Origin of the sequence: Streptomyces nogalater (assembly GCF_039532885.1) — a bacterium.
GTDB classification, from domain to species: domain Bacteria; phylum Actinomycetota; class Actinomycetes; order Streptomycetales; family Streptomycetaceae; genus Streptomyces; species Streptomyces nogalater.
The window spans coordinates 13,726-26,966 of the sequence record NZ_BAAASM010000059.1 but is presented as its reverse complement, the minus strand read 5'-3'; the positions used below and the strand labels follow the sequence as shown (position 1 = coordinate 26,966).

The 13,241-nt window shown below is 73.8% G+C and carries 14 protein-coding genes and 1 pseudogene; 9 read left to right on the top strand and 6 right to left on the bottom strand.

Translation table 11 applies throughout. From position 1 onward, the window contains the following. Positions 1 to 133 precede the first annotated feature (133 nt). Positions 134 to 325, bottom strand: coding sequence for a hypothetical protein (locus ABD350_RS31430; RefSeq protein ID WP_344352329.1), 192 nt, complete (start codon positions 323 to 325; stop codon positions 134 to 136). An 83-nt stretch (positions 326 to 408) separates the two neighbouring features. On the opposite strand from ABD350_RS31430, the gene ABD350_RS31425 reads away from it, so the two are divergent. The 4 genes from ABD350_RS31425 (at position 409) to ABD350_RS31410 (ending at position 4,396) form a co-directional block, all read left to right on the top strand. Continuing rightward, positions 409 to 1,803 (top strand): ATP-binding protein, encoded by a 1,395-nt coding sequence (locus tag ABD350_RS31425; protein WP_344352328.1) that lies wholly within the window; start codon positions 409 to 411, stop codon positions 1,801 to 1,803. Between the two features lie 89 nt (positions 1,804 to 1,892). Beyond that, complete coding sequence (locus ABD350_RS31420; protein WP_344352327.1) at positions 1,893 to 2,693, top strand: GNAT family N-acetyltransferase; 801 nt, start codon at positions 1,893 to 1,895, stop codon at positions 2,691 to 2,693. Between the two features lie 238 nt (positions 2,694 to 2,931). Beyond that, positions 2,932 to 3,312, top strand: a complete 381-nt coding sequence (locus ABD350_RS31415) for a hypothetical protein (RefSeq protein WP_344352326.1) — start codon at positions 2,932 to 2,934, stop codon at positions 3,310 to 3,312. A 115-nt stretch (positions 3,313 to 3,427) separates the two neighbouring features. Beyond that, positions 3,428 to 4,396 (top strand): ATP-grasp domain-containing protein, encoded by a 969-nt coding sequence (locus ABD350_RS31410; protein ID WP_344352325.1) that lies wholly within the window; start codon positions 3,428 to 3,430, stop codon positions 4,394 to 4,396. A 34-nt stretch (positions 4,397 to 4,430) separates the two neighbouring features. Here ABD350_RS31410 and ABD350_RS31405 read toward each other — a convergent pair whose 3' ends face one another. Beyond that, the gene (locus ABD350_RS31405) at positions 4,431 to 5,039 is read right to left on the bottom strand and encodes a 2'-5' RNA ligase family protein (protein ID WP_344352324.1); all 609 of its coding nucleotides are present in this window, start codon (positions 5,037 to 5,039) and stop codon (positions 4,431 to 4,433) included. A gap of 229 nt (positions 5,040 to 5,268) precedes the next feature. Beyond that, positions 5,269 to 5,733: a winged helix-turn-helix transcriptional regulator gene (locus ABD350_RS31400; protein WP_344352323.1), complete on the bottom strand. Its 465-nt coding sequence runs from the start codon at positions 5,731 to 5,733 to the stop codon at positions 5,269 to 5,271. 96 nt (positions 5,734 to 5,829) lie between these two features. Between ABD350_RS31400 and ABD350_RS31395 the strand changes: the two genes are divergently transcribed. Both ABD350_RS31395 and ABD350_RS31390 read left to right on the top strand, forming a co-directional pair. Continuing rightward, on the top strand, positions 5,830 to 7,071 hold the full coding sequence (locus ABD350_RS31395) for an MFS transporter (protein WP_344352322.1): 1,242 nt from the start codon (positions 5,830 to 5,832) through the stop codon (positions 7,069 to 7,071). A gap of 354 nt (positions 7,072 to 7,425) precedes the next feature. Further along, positions 7,426 to 8,265 (top strand): phenylalanine 4-monooxygenase, encoded by an 840-nt coding sequence (locus ABD350_RS31390; protein WP_344352321.1) that lies wholly within the window; start codon positions 7,426 to 7,428, stop codon positions 8,263 to 8,265. A gap of 61 nt (positions 8,266 to 8,326) precedes the next feature. Here the strand turns inward: ABD350_RS31390 and ABD350_RS31385 are convergent. Both ABD350_RS31385 and ABD350_RS31380 read right to left on the bottom strand, forming a co-directional pair. Further along, positions 8,327 to 8,776 (bottom strand): annotated as a pseudogene (locus ABD350_RS31385) (NADPH:quinone reductase); the annotation flags it as partial. Positions 8,777 to 8,974: 198 nt separating this feature from the next. Then, the gene (locus ABD350_RS31380; protein WP_344352320.1) at positions 8,975 to 9,406 is read right to left on the bottom strand and encodes a hypothetical protein; all 432 of its coding nucleotides are present in this window, start codon (positions 9,404 to 9,406) and stop codon (positions 8,975 to 8,977) included. An 88-nt stretch (positions 9,407 to 9,494) separates the two neighbouring features. Between ABD350_RS31380 and ABD350_RS31375 the strand changes: the two genes are divergently transcribed. Beyond that, entirely contained in the window at positions 9,495 to 10,151 is a 657-nt protein-coding gene (locus tag ABD350_RS31375) for an HD domain-containing protein (RefSeq protein WP_344352319.1), read from the top strand. Between the two features lie 106 nt (positions 10,152 to 10,257). On the opposite strand, the gene ABD350_RS31370 is transcribed toward ABD350_RS31375, so the two are convergent. Then, positions 10,258 to 11,391 carry an FAD-dependent oxidoreductase gene (locus ABD350_RS31370; protein ID WP_344352318.1) on the bottom strand — a complete coding sequence of 378 codons (1,134 nt, stop codon included), beginning with the start codon at positions 11,389 to 11,391 and terminating at the stop codon, positions 10,258 to 10,260. A 152-nt stretch (positions 11,392 to 11,543) separates the two neighbouring features. Between ABD350_RS31370 and ABD350_RS31365 the strand changes: the two genes are divergently transcribed. Together ABD350_RS31365 and ABD350_RS31360 are read left to right on the top strand one after the other, a co-directional pair. Continuing rightward, entirely contained in the window at positions 11,544 to 12,230 is a 687-nt protein-coding gene (locus ABD350_RS31365) for a TetR/AcrR family transcriptional regulator (protein WP_344352317.1), read from the top strand. 168 nt (positions 12,231 to 12,398) lie between these two features. Continuing rightward, entirely contained in the window at positions 12,399 to 13,235 is an 837-nt protein-coding gene (locus tag ABD350_RS31360; RefSeq protein WP_344352316.1) for a nucleotidyltransferase domain-containing protein, read from the top strand. The last annotated feature ends 6 nt before the right edge of the window (positions 13,236 to 13,241 follow it).

Sequence of the window (13,241 nt, the reverse complement as noted above, 5' to 3'; positions counted from 1 at the left end):
GTCGCCATGACCCTCGGGCCGGACAGGGCAGTGTGGTTCACCCAGCGCGAGGAGTACGACGCAAAGCAGCGCGAAGGCATCGGCCGCCTCACCACCAAAGGCCGTATGACCCTGTGTGGCTCTGCCGCATCGGTCACCGGAGTGGCCGCAGCTCCCCGTAGACCCCGCCGGGCCGGGAGGCGATGTCCCGGTTCCGCTTCGTACTCAGCCGCCCCGTGTACCAGCGGAACGTCCGCCACGGCTCGGCCGCGTACAGCATCTGCAACGGCGCCGACTCCCAGGCGAGGCCCTCGCGCACCTCGTCCTCGGCGAGCCGAACACACACCTATCTTGAAACAGTCGTTCCAAGATATTGTTCGTGGCCCAGGTGGTCCAAAAGGCCCACGTGTCCGACGGGGGAGGATGGCCGTGCCGCAGGGACCGGATCCGGGAAACGCCCGCACGCTGGACGAGTTCATCGGCGAGCTGCGGCTGCTGAAGGTGTGGGCGGGCGGTCCCTCGATCACCGAGATCACCCGCCGCGTACACCAGGACTGGCGCCGCGCGGGCCGCCCGCGCACCGAGTGGCCGGCCCGCTCGACCGTCGGGAACTGCTTCCGGCCGGGCCGCCGCCGGCCGAACTCCGACCTGCTGCTGGCCGTCGTACGGGCCCTCGCCGGCGGCGACGAGGCGACCGTCGCCCTGTGGCGGCAGGCGCTGCGCACGGTCCTCGGGGAAGCCGAGGCGGCCGCCCGCGTCCGCGCCTGCGGCCGGCTACCCGCCGGGCCGTCCCCGCTCCTCGGCCGGAGCCGGGCGGCGTCCGCCGCCGAGGCCGCCCTCACGGCCGCGGGGCAGCCGGGCGTGGTGGTGCTGGAAGGCGCCGCCGGTGTCGGCAAGACCTCGCTGGCCCTGCACGTGGCCCGCGGCGTCGCCGCCCGGAGCGCCGCCGACGCACCCGTGCTCTTCGCCCGCCTGCGCGGATTCGACCCCACCGGCCCGGCCACCGACCCCGCCGCCGTGCTGGAGACCTTCCTGCGGCTGCTCGGCGTCGCCGGGGACCGCATCCCCTACGGCGTCACCGCCCGCGCCGCCGTCTACCGTCAACTCCTCGCCGGAACCGGAGCGTTGGTGGTCCTCGACGACGCGGCGGACGCCGAGCAGGTACGACCGCTCCTGCCCGGCGACCCGGCCTGCCGGACACTGGTCACCAGCCGCCGCATGATGCGCGGGCTGCCCGGTGCCACCCGCCTCACCCTCGAACCCCTGGCCCCCGACGACTCGGTGGCACTCCTGCGGCAGACGGCGGGAGCCGGTCCCCGCAGCGCGGACACCGCCGCCCTCCGGCGGATCGCCGACGACCTGGGACACCTCCCGTCGGCCCTGACCCTCATCGGCCGGCACATGCGACAGCACACCGGATGGACCCTCGCCGACTACCACCGCGAGACGGTCGTGCCGCTCGCACTGGAGGAGGGCGTCCGCGCAGCGATCGCGGCCTCCGACGCCCGAACCGCCCCGGGTGCCCGCACGTTGCTACGGCTCCTGGCCCTCCACCCGCTGGACCGCACGGACACCGCCCGGGCCGCGGCGCTCGCCGGGGAGGACGAACAGGCCGTACGGGGACATCTCGACGCGCTGTGCGCGGCCCACCTGCTGACGGAACCGGAACCGGGCCGGTTCCGCATGCCCGCCCTGGTCCGCGCCTACGCCGAGGAACGCGTCGGCCTCGACGTGCCGGGGACGGCCATCCGCCAGGCCCTCCGCCGCGTGCCGGCGCCCACCGAGCCCGCCGGCGCCGCCGCGGCGCGTGTCCTCGCGGCATGACTGGATCCGTGGCCCGGGTGCGCGACACACACGTCCAAGTGGCGTATTAGTGGGTGGGCTTGTCCCATTCCACCACCCGAGGAGCCCGGATGACGGACCGTACGGAGTCGATCGAATCGATGGAGCAACTCGCCCTGGTCTGGCGCGCCATGGTGCTCGACCGCGATCCGTCCGCCGATGTGCGGGACCTGCCGGGCATCGCCGTCCGCTGGGCCGACTGCCGGTTCGCCTTCTGGAACTGCGTCACGCTGACCGAGGTCGACGCGGACCCGGCGCTGGTCGAGGAGCGCCTGCGCCAGGCGGCGGACATCATGCGCGCCAAGCGGCATCCGGGATTCCTGTGGCTCTTCGAGGACCTCCTCGGTGCCGAGGCCCGGCCCCGGGTCCGGGCGGCGGCCGAGAAGGCGGGGCTGGAGTACGCCTTCCCCGGCACCGGCATGGCCGGAGACCTCCTCCCCCTCCCCGAACCGGCCCACCCGGAGCTGACGTTCGTCCGCGTGACCACCGACGACCACCTCCGGGCGTACGCCGACCTGAACTCGCGCGCCTACGGCTTCCCGCTGGAGGACGGCCGCGACGGACTCCTCGGATCCGCCCTGTGGAGGAACCGGGCGCACGCCTACCTCGGCCTGCGCGACGGCGTCCCCGTGACCTGCGCCGCGACGGTGGAGGCGGACGGGCGGCTGTTCGTCGTACTCGTCGCCACGGCACCGGAATGGGAACGCCGGGGCTACGGCGAGACGGTGACGCGCAAGGCCCTGTACGAGGGCGCCCGCGCCACCGGCCTGACCCGCGCCACCTTGCACGCGACGGCGGCGGGGGCGCCGGTGTACCCCAGGATCGGCTTCCGCCCCAACTCGCCGATGGGCTTCTACAGCCTCAAGCAATGAGGTCCGGCCGGGCTGCCGCCCTGCCCCCGTCGCGGGTCCGTGTCCCGGCAGCCCTGGGGCCCGACTGCGAACGGTGCGCGGGCCCGGGCCGCACCTGGCCGGGCACCGCGAGGTCGTATCCGGGCCGGAGACCGTCACGAAACGGACGGCGTCATTCTGCCCCCGCCCTCCTCGAATGCGTTTACGATCAAGCGGCGGCCTCGGGAAACACCCGACGGCCGGGGAACGAGGGGGAGTCATGAGCAGCATTTCGAGGCGGTCTCTGATCGGCTACTCGGGGACGGCCGCCGCCGGCGCGGTGATCGCCGGCACGGCCTCGGCGTCGCCGGCCCAGGCCGCCCAGCCCGCGCAGGCCGCCCAGGCCGCGCAGACCGCGTCGACGGGTACGGCGGCCGCCTTCCCGGCCGGGACGCTCTTCGACGGCCGGGTGGACCGGCCCACCGGCGGTGAGACGCCCGCCGAGCTGCGCATCAAGTTCAGCGTCATGAACCAGGAGGCCCCGGAGTCCTACGTCGTGACCCCGGAGGAGATCGCCGCCGCGCTGAACGAACTGGCCGTCTCCCGGGGCTGGCCGCCGCTCACCTTCTACGGCACGCCGGCCCCCGCGCCGCTGAACTGACCCGAGCCGGCACAGACGCCCCCGACGCACCCCCCGTGACACCGCGATCACACGGCTGCGAGACTGGCCCGCGAGCGCCCACGGGGGTGCGCGGCGAGGCGGGGGAGGAGCCGGCGTGATCGATCAGCACCGGGCCGTGCCGGGGGCCGTGGCGCCCGCCGACGTGTGGATGCTGGTACGGCACCGGCCAGCCGTACCGCGCCGGTCCACCCGGGAGCTCGCGGCGGCGCTCGCCGACGCCCATGGCCCCCGCTTCGCGGTCTGGCACACCGACGAACTGCTCTTCGGTGTCCGGGGCGGGCGGCTGACGCTGCGCACCCTGGGCGGCATGGAGCTGCCCGCTCCCCGGGTGGTGTGCGTACGCCAGGTCGCCGGCCCCATGCGGGACGACCGCGAGGTGACCCTGCTCCGCCACCTCACGCGCATGGGCAGCACCCTCGTCAACACGCTCGACGCCCAGCTGAAGTCCCGCAACAAGATGTGGCAGTTGCAGGAACTGGCCCTGGCCGGACTGCCGGTGCCCGACACCCTCTCCTACGCCACGGCCCCCCTGGAAGGCGTCGTCCGCAGCCGGGACCTGGACACGCCGTGCGTGGTGAAGTCGGTCGGCGGCGCCAAGGGCGGGCAGGTGTTCCTCGCCCCCGACCCGCGCCTGCTGCGGGAGGTGGCCGGCAGTCTCGCCCAGGAGTCCCCGTTCCTCTTCCAGGAACACGTGGCCACGTCGCACGGCCGTACCCTGCGGGTGATCGTGGTCGACGGCGAACCCGTGGGCGCCGTCCTGCACACCTCCCGCGACGGCGCCCTCGCCGCCAACATCGCCAAGGGCGGCTCCGCGACCCCGTGCACGGGCCGCCATCCGCGGGCGGAGGAACTGGCGGTGCGGGCGGCCGGTGTCCTGGGCCTGGACATCGCCGGAGTGGATCTGCTGTTCGCCGCCCGGGACACCTACACCGTCTGCGAGGTGAACGCCGTACCGGGCTGGCGCCCCGAGCTGACGGCGGTCGTCCCCGCCATCACCGCCTGCGTCGCCCGGCGCCTGGCCACCGGCGGCTCCACCGGCCCGCGCCCGCCGTCCTCGCCGTAGCCGCACGCCCTGACGCGGCCGCCCGCGCGCACCCTCAGCCGTACCCAGGGCAGTCCGGATCCTCCCCGGGCCACCGGACCTCGCCCGTACCCAGCCCGATCACGAGCCGGGGCCGCATGGGCCCCTCGCCGCGCCGGGACAGGACGACCACCTCCTCGACCGCAGCCGACAGGGCACCGAGCCGTACGGCGCACTCGGCGGCCAGGCGCCCGGGATCCCGGGTGCGGCCGAGCGACAGATGCGGGGTGAAGCGCCCGCCCCGCCCGCGGCACAGCGGGAACCGCGGCTCCAACTCCCGGTACAGGCGCGTCCAGGGTGCCGGTCCGCCGGCGGCGGGATCGAGCCAGACCGTGGCGTAGTGGCGATGCCGGAAGAAACGCACGCCGGACAGCCGTGCGGTGAACGCCGGGGTGTGCGCCGCCGCGGCGCCGAGCAGCGGCACGGCCCGGGCGAACTCCTCCTCCGGCACGAATCCGAACAGCACGTTCACATGCGGCGGCCACCGCCGTACCTGCGGATCGTGCTGCAGGCGGATGTCCTGGATCGGAGGCCAGAGCCGTGGAGGCGGCAGCCACGCCACCGCCGTGCGGGGAGTCGACGCCACCGCGAGCACGTCCGACGGTTCGGCCCCGTTGAAGGCCATGGGCTCGTGGGCTTCCGTGTCCCCTTCGTCCCGCACCGCCGCCGTACCGCCCCTCGCTCGTCCGTCCCCGAGGCCGGGTGCGGCCTTGAGACGGCCGGATCGTGCGGGCGGTGGTCCCGCCGCATCGCCGGTACGTTCAGGGAACCCCCGCGGGCCGGGCCGGCGCAACCCGCCTCGCGGGCGCCCGTCGGCGGCGCCCGTCGGCGGGACCGGTCGGGGGGCCGGTGCTCTAGCGGGTGCCGTCGGCGGGGTCGAGCTTTTCGACGACCGTCTCCTCCGGGCCGATCGGGCGCCCGTCGCCGGAGCGGATCTCCAGCGGACTGAGCGGGCGCCGGTCGCGCCGGTCGAGGAGCCGCGAGTGCGCTTCCCCGGGGGCGAAGCAGTGGGACTCGCCCCACTGGCGCAGGGCGACGATCACGGGGAAGAGGGCGCGGCCCTTCTCCGTGAGCACGTACTCCTGGTAAGGACTGCCGTCGGAAGCCGGCACGGTCTCGATCACCCCGGCCCGCTCCAGCGCCCGCAGCCGAGTGGTGAGGATGTTCTTGGCGATCCCCAGGCTGCGCTGGAACTGGCCGAAGCGGCGGCTGCCGTCGAAGGCGTCGCGCACGATCAGCAGCGACCACCAGTCGCCGATCGCGTCGATCGACCGGGCGACGGGGCAGGGGTCGGCGTCGAGCCGGGTGCGGGCGACCATCGGGCTCCCCTCCTTCACTTCTGGTTGCAACATGCTACCAGCGCGGCCTAGAGTCCGGCAGGTAGCAACTTGCAACCACCATGGGGAGGGTGCCGTATGCCGAGTGACTGCTCCACCGCGAGCGGACGGACGGCCCGGGACATCGTGCTCGCACCGACCGGAGCGCCGCCCGCGCGCCTGGTCCTGCTCTTCGCCATCGCCTGCGGCAGCGCGGTGGCCAACGTCTACTTCGCCCAGCCGCTGCTGGTCACCCTCGGCGAACGGTTCTCGCTCGGCTCCGGCCTGCTCGGCGCCATCGTCACCGTCACCCAGGCCGGTTACGCGGCGGGCCTGTTCCTGCTCGTCCCGCTCGGTGACCTGGCCGACCGCCGCAGACTGATCACGCTCCAGCTCGGCCTGCTCGCCGCCGCCCTGCTGGCGGTCGCCCTGGCACCCGGGACCGCCGCGCTGCTCGCCGCCCTCGCGATGGTCGGCGCGCTCGCCGTCGTCGCCCAGACGATGGTCGCCGCGGCGGCCCACCTCGCCGCTCCGGCCTTCCGGGGGCGGGTCGTCGGAGCGGTCACCAGCGGGGTGATCACCGGCATCCTGCTGGCCCGCACGGTGGCGGGCGTCCTGGCCGACCTGGCCGGATGGCGGGCCGTCTACTTCTTCTCGGCCGCCGTCACCGTCATCCTCGCCGTGCTGCTGCGCCGCGCCCTGCCTGCCGGCCGGCCGCCGGCGGCCCGGCTTCCGTACCGGCGTCTGCTGGCATCCACCGTCGCCTTGTTCGCCCACCACCGCCTGCTCCGGGTGCGCGGCGCGCTGGCGCTCCTCGTCTTCGCCGCCTTCAGCACCCTGTGGAGCAGCGTCGTCCAGCCCCTCAGCAGCCCCCCGTGGTCGCTGTCGCACACCGCGATCGGCGCGTTCGGGCTCGCCGGGGCGGCCGGTGCGCTGGCCGCGGGCATCGCCGGCCGGTGGAACGATCGCGGGCTCGCGCAGCGCACCACCGGCACCGCGCTGGTCCTGCTCGCGCTGTCGTGGCTCCCGCTGGCCCTCACCCGCCAGTCGCTGTGGGCGCTCGCCGTCGGAACGGTCCTGCTGGACTTCGCCGTCCAGGCCGTGCACGTCACCAACCAGACCCTCATCCATGCGGTGCGCCCGGACGCGGGAAGCAGGATCATCGGCGGCTACATGGTCTTCTACTCGGCAGGCAGCGCCCTCGGCGCCACCGGTTCCTCACTGGCGTACGCGGCGGCCGGCTGGACGGGCGTGTCCGTCCTCGGAGCGGCCTTCAGCTGCGCCGCCCTGCTGCTGTGGGCGACGACGACCCGCACCCTCACCGGCGCACACGGACGGTGATGCGGGGCCGGCACCGCGTACCACCGTACGGCGCCGGTGGCCGAACGGCCGCGCTGAGAGGAGACTGTCCACGGAAGGCGTGCGCCACGCTCGATGCACTCGAACGAGTGATCCAGCTGAACAGTCGGTCCGGGACTCGTCGCCGATCGGCCCGGGCCCGCGGGCCCGGGCCGTCGTGCGTGGCGGCCACGAGAACCGAGACGCCTCAGGCGGTGCCCGGGGTGACCACGAGGGTCCGCGCCCGGAACACTGGTCCCGCGCACGGTCACCCGCGCCCGGTCACCCGGCCGGGGCCACCCCTCCGCTGCCACGAGCACCGCCTGACCGACCAGGACCGGGAAGGAATGATCGGTCATGAGTGGCATCCAGGTGCGAACGCCCGTCGCGGCCGACGGCCGACTGGGCGAGGCCGGCGAACACCCCGGGCTCAGCGATCCGGACTACCTGCTGCGCCGCGGGGCGATCGCCGCGCGGGCCCGCGGTCACCGGGTCGGTGACCCGTCCCCGCCGGTGGACTACACCGCGGCCGAGGAGAGGACCTGGCGCACCGTCCACCGGGCGCTGTGGACCGCCCAGGAAGAGCACGCCTGCCGTGCCGCCCTCGACGCCAGAGAGCACGCCCCGATCCCCGCCGACCACATCCCCCAGCACGCCGAGGTCGGCGCACACCTGCGGCGGCTGACGGGCTTCGACTTCACCCTCGCCGGGGGAGTGGTCGAGAACAAACGGTTCCTGGGATCGATGGCGGACGGCTACTTCCACGCCGTGCAGTTCGTCCGGCACCCCGCCGTACCGCTGTTCACCCCGGAACCCGACGTCATCCACGACGTCTTCGGCCATGGAATCCACCTCGCCTCGCCGGCGTTCGCCCGTATCTACCGCCTGATCGGGAAGGCGGCGATGCGGGTGGAGCGCGCGGACGTGTTGCAGATGATCAGCGACGTGTACTGGTTCACCCTGGAGTACGGCGTCCTCGACGAGGGCGGGATACCCAAGGCGTACGGCGCGGCCCTGCTGTCCTCCTACGGCGAGATCAGCCGGCTGCACGCGGCCGACGTCCGCCCGCTGGACATCGGCACCATGCTCGCCACCCCGTACGACATCCGCGGCTACCAGCCGGTCCTCTTCAGCGCCCGCACCCTGGACGAGGTGGCCGACACCCTGGCCGGCTTCCTGGAGGACCTGGACGACTGACGGCCGGCCCCGGACGGAACGGGTACGGCCGTCGGCCACCGGGCGGGCACGCGCAGCGGGTTCAGCGGCGGGCCTCGGCGACGGCCTTCGGATCGCGCAGCCATGCTTCGAGACTCCGGCGCAGCAACTCGCTTGCGGTGGGGACGCCCGCGTCGACTGTCGGGCGTCGGGTGTCAGGTCCCAAGAGTTCGGTGAGATCGGCGCGCAGGCGGGCGCGGAAGCGGTCCTTGCCCCACGCCCGGCCGGCCCGGATGTTGTAGAAGTGGGCGCGGCGGCCGTTGGGCAGGGTGTTCCAGAGCCAGGTCCGGGCGACGATCTTCAGTACGGGCCACCGCTTCGGCCCGGTGTCGTCGCGGGTGGAGGTGGTGCCGTAGGCGACGAGGGTGCCGCCGGGAACGAGCAGTCGCCAGGAGCCGACGACGCTGCGGCCGGCGACGTGGTCGAAGACGGCGTACACGCCGCCGGGGACCAGCTGCCGGACGCGGGCCGGCACGTCTTCGGCCCGGTGGTCTGCTGCACCGAGCGGCCCGCGAGCGGCGGCGTGGGCCCATCCTGGCCCAGCTCGCCCGCGCGGCCGGTGTGCGGGTGATCGGCACGGCCTCGCCCCGGCACCATGACGCGCTACGAGAACTGGACGTCACCCCGGTCGGGGTCCGCGCGACCCCCTTACGGCAAGCCGCCGCCCCCTTACGGCAGGCCGACGGCCCGCTTACGACAGGTCGCGGCGCCCCAGCCAGGCCGGCTTGACCGGCACTCCGTCGTCGTAGCGCTCGACTTCCCCGGTCATCGTCTCCGGCGCACCCGGGGCCATCGACGTCGCGGTGACGGCCCTGTTCGCGACCGGCGCGCCGGAGTTCCCGACCGGCGCGTCGGAGTCCTCCAGCAGCTCCGCCACGGTGAAGCGGGTGAGGAACGACTGCATCGCCCCGTCGACGACAAGGAGGAACCCGTCACCGTCCCGCAGCAGTCGGCGGCGCTTGGGGAACCTCGGATGCTCGGGAGAGTAGCTCCGGGCCCGCCGTTCCAGCTCCGCGAGCGCCTCCGCGCGGGACCCGATGAAATGCACCAGCACCCGGACCTCGGTGTGCTTGCTTTCCCCCGAGCCCGTGGTCGTCTCGGTGATCAGCCCCCATGTGGTCATGCTCCCCGCCCTTTCGTTCGCGTAGAGCCTCTCACGGTAGGGGGTGTGCGGACCGGCACGGCCCCACCCCTCGTGCCACGATGGGCACATGAGCGATGAACGGCGAAGCCTCCTCGCGGAGAAGACGCCCTTTCCCGACGACCTCGACGAAAGACTGCGCGCCCAACTCACCTTCCTGGTGGAGGTGGATCAGCTCAAGACCATCCTCCGGCAGTCCCCCCTGGCGGCCGCGGACCGCCGCGAGAACGACGCGGAGCATTCGTGGCGCCTGGCGATGATGGTGGTGATCCTCGCCGAACACGCCGACCAGCCCATCGACGTCGGGCACACGGTCCAACTCGTCCTGCTGCACGACCTGGTGGAGATCTACGCGGGCGACACCCCGCTGTACGACAGTGCCGCGGGTGCCGGTCAGCGGGAGCGGGAAGTCGCCGCCGCCGACGAGCTGTTCGGCCTGCTTCCGGCGGACCAGGCCCGACGGATGCGCTCCCTGTGGGACGAATTCGAGGAACGCCGCACCCCCGAGGCCAGGTTCGCCAAGGCCATGGACCGGCTCCAGCCACTCCTGCTCAACTGGATGGCCCGGGGCGGCACATGGCGTACCCCGGGCGTCACCGCGGACGATGTCCGCGCCCGCAAGGCCGTGATCGGGGAGGCGTCCTCCTCGCTGTGGCGGGCCGGGCGACGCCTCATCGACGAGGGGGAGGCACGCGGCTGGTCGAGAAGCGGCGCGCCCCGGCCCTGACCGGGTCCTTTCGTGGACGGTCCGCGGGAGCGGGGGCCCGGCGCCGCGGCCGGAGACCGGGGGAAACGGGTGGGCGCGACACCCCGCCGTCGAACGGCGGGGCGGTTCACTCGGCCCGGCCGTGGCCGGTGAAGAAGTCGACAAGGCTGTGCGGGGCGTTGTCGTCCAGGCACAGGGTGTGTATGCGGGAGGCCTCGGCGGCAGCGGCGGCACCGCGGGGGAAGAGGGCCTCCTCGTACGAGGCGAGCGCGGCCTCGGTGTCGTACGGGTGTGCGGCGAGGGCGTTGCCGAGTTCGGCGCCGTCGTACATGGCGAGGTTGGCCCCCTCGCCGGACGGGCACATCAGGTGGGCGGCGTCGCCGAGCAGCGTGACGCCGGGCACGCGGTCCCAGCGGTGGCCGATCGGCAGGGCGTGGACGGCACGCGGGACCGGCGCGGTCTCTCCGTCCGTGATCAGGGCGGTGAGTTCCGGGGCCCAGTCGCGGAACTCGGCGGCGACACGGGCGGTGACGCCGGCGGCGTCGCCGAAGTCGATGGAGTCCATCCACTCCTTGGGCTTGCGGAGCGTCACGTAGGTGTGCAGGACGCCGTCCGGCTCGCGATGGGCGGAGATGCCCCTGCCGGGGGCGAGCGCGAAGAGCGAGCCGTCGCCCACGGCCCGGGCACTGGCCGGATGACGGGTGTCGCAGTCGTACAGGTAGGTCTCGACCAGGCATGTCCCGACGTACTCGGGCCTGGCCTCGGACAGCAGCGGACGGACCCGTGACCAGGCTCCGTCCGCGCCGACGAGCAGGCCGGCCGTCACGGTGGCCCCGTCCGTGAACGTCACCTCGTGCCGGCCGCCGCCGAGGGACCGGACCGCGGTGACCTTGCGCCCCCATCGGACCGTGCCGGCGGGCAGCGAGTCGAGGAGGATCCGCCGCAGTTCGCCGCGGGGCACCTCCGGACGCCCGCCGGTACCGTCGTCCGGCTCGTCCAGCAGGACCTTTCCGTCCTTGTCGAGGACCCGGGAGGCTTCGGCGCCCTTGTGGATGATGCCGAGGAACTCCTCGTACAGGCCGGCGGACCTGAGCGCGAGCTGCCCGTTGTGCTCGTGGATGTCCAGCAGGCCGCCCTGGGTACGGGCCGTCGGCGAGGACTCCGCTTCGTAGACCGTCGCCGGGATGCCGCGCACGTGGAGAACGCGGGCGAGCGTGAGGCCTCCGAGCCCCGCTCCGATGATCGTGACAGGAGTGGTCATGGGTGCTTCCCTTCGGATCGCGGACCGTCGGGCGGACACCCGGCGGCTCGGCCAAGCACGACTGGAACGCCGTTCCAGCGATGCCAGCCTGGAACGGCGTTCCATGCCTTGTCAAGCTGGAATGGCGTTCCACCGCGCCTAGACTGGGGGCCATGGCAAGCAGCAAGCGTCGTCCGGAGCGACGGCAGGAACCCCTCTCCCGGGAGCGCATCGTCGCCGCCGCCGTCGGACTCCTCGACACCGTGGGCGAGAGCGGTCTGACGTTCCGCGCACTGGCCGAGCGCCTCGCGACCGGCCCGGGAGCGATCTACTGGCACGTCACGGGCAAGACCGAGCTCCTCGTCGCCGCCATAGACGCCGTCATCGCCCCCGCCCTCGCCGGCGACGACACCGGCACCACGCCGCGGGAAGCGATCCGCGCGCTGGCGCTCGGGGTGTTCGACGCGATCGACGCCCACCCCTGGGTCGGCACCACGCTCGCCCAACTCCCCCGCACGGGGCAGTCGCCGATGCTGCGGGTCTTCGAACGCGTCGGACGCCAGGTGCGGGCGCTCCACGTGCCCGAGGCCGCCCAGTTCACCGCCGCGTCCGCGCTGTTGAGCTACATCCTCGGAGTGGCGGGCCAGAACGCCGCCAACACCCGGGCGGCCCGGCCGGACACGGACCGGACCGAGTTCCTCGACGCCGTGGCGTCCGCGTGGGGGGAACTGGACCCCGACGAGTACCCGTTCACCCGCGACGTCGCCGGGCAACTGCGCGAACACGACGACCGGGCGGAGTTCCTCGCCGGCATCGACCTCATCCTCACGGGCATCACCGCCGGCCGGACCCGTTCTTGAGGGCCGGAGTCCGACATGAGGGCCGGAGACCGACTCGAGGGCCGGAGTCCGACATGAGGCCGACTGCACCGCATCGCACTGGTCCGGCACCGAAGAGGGGGAACCCCTCACGCCCGCGGCCGGGTAATTCGGTCGCGGAGGGCGCTGTGCCCCAGCAGACTGGGCACGGTGGAGCGCCTGACGGAGATCGCGAACCGGCTGGCCGATGTCGGCGGCGTCGTCGGAGTGTGCCTGGGCGGTAGCCGGGCCAGAGGAACCCACGGCCCCGACTCCGACTTCGACCTGGGCCTGTACTACCGGCCGCCGCTCGACACCGCCGCCCTGCGCCTGCTCGCGGCCGAGCTCACCGGCGGGCCGGTGGAGGTCACCGAGCCGGGCGGCTGGGGACCCTGGGTGGACGGCGGTGCCTGGCTGACCATCGACGGCCACCGCGTCGACTGGATCTACCGGAACCTGGACCGGGTGCACCACGTCTGGCGGCAGTGCCGCGCCGGGCGGTTCGAGATCGGCGCCCAGCCCGGCCACCCCCTGGGCGTGTACTCCCACTCCTACGCCGGCGAGCTGGCCCTCGGCCGCATCCTCGCCGACCCGGACGGCGAGCTTCGCAGCCTGCGGGAGCAGACGCGCCGCTACCCCGAGCCACTGCGCGAGGCGCTCATCGACAACGCGCGCTGGGAGGCGCCGTTCATCCTGGCCGGCGCCCGCAAGGGGGCGGCCCGCCAAGACGTCTTCTTCGTCGCCGGCTGTCTCTTCCGCGCGGTCGGACTTCTCGTCCACGCCCTCCACGCCCACGCCCGGTGCTGGGTCCTCAACGAGAAGGGCGCGGTGCGCGCCGCCGGAGAACTCGCCATCGCCCCCGTGGACTTCGCCCGGCGGGCCCACGCGCTGTTCGCCGCCCTCGGCACGACTGCGGAAACGCTCACCGCCGCACTCGACGAGGCCGACAGACTCACCGCCGAGGTGTGCCGGAGGCTCACGGAGGGCGAGACGAACCCCCGGTCATGACCGTCG

What these genes read in the sequence shown, in the direction of transcription:
- ABD350_RS31420 (WP_344352327.1), top strand. Translation starts at nt 1,893, where the DNA reads ATGACGGACCGTACGGAGTCGATCGAATCGATGGAGCAACTCGCCCTG.
- ABD350_RS31415 (WP_344352326.1), top strand. Translation starts at nt 2,932, where the DNA reads ATGAGCAGCATTTCGAGGCGGTCTCTGATCGGCTACTCGGGGACGGCC.
- ABD350_RS31405 (WP_344352324.1), bottom strand. Translation starts at nt 5,039, where the DNA reads ATGGCCTTCAACGGGGCCGAACCGTCGGACGTGCTCGCGGTGGCGTCG.
- ABD350_RS31400 (WP_344352323.1), bottom strand. Translation starts at nt 5,733, where the DNA reads ATGGTCGCCCGCACCCGGCTCGACGCCGACCCCTGCCCCGTCGCCCGG.
- ABD350_RS31395 (WP_344352322.1), top strand. Translation starts at nt 5,830, where the DNA reads ATGCCGAGTGACTGCTCCACCGCGAGCGGACGGACGGCCCGGGACATC.
- ABD350_RS31390 (WP_344352321.1), top strand. Translation starts at nt 7,426, where the DNA reads ATGAGTGGCATCCAGGTGCGAACGCCCGTCGCGGCCGACGGCCGACTG.
- ABD350_RS31380 (WP_344352320.1), bottom strand. Translation starts at nt 9,406, where the DNA reads ATGACCACATGGGGGCTGATCACCGAGACGACCACGGGCTCGGGGGAA.
- ABD350_RS31375 (WP_344352319.1), top strand. Translation starts at nt 9,495, where the DNA reads ATGAGCGATGAACGGCGAAGCCTCCTCGCGGAGAAGACGCCCTTTCCC.
- ABD350_RS31370 (WP_344352318.1), bottom strand. Translation starts at nt 11,391, where the DNA reads ATGACCACTCCTGTCACGATCATCGGAGCGGGGCTCGGAGGCCTCACG.
- ABD350_RS31365 (WP_344352317.1), top strand. Translation starts at nt 11,544, where the DNA reads ATGGCAAGCAGCAAGCGTCGTCCGGAGCGACGGCAGGAACCCCTCTCC.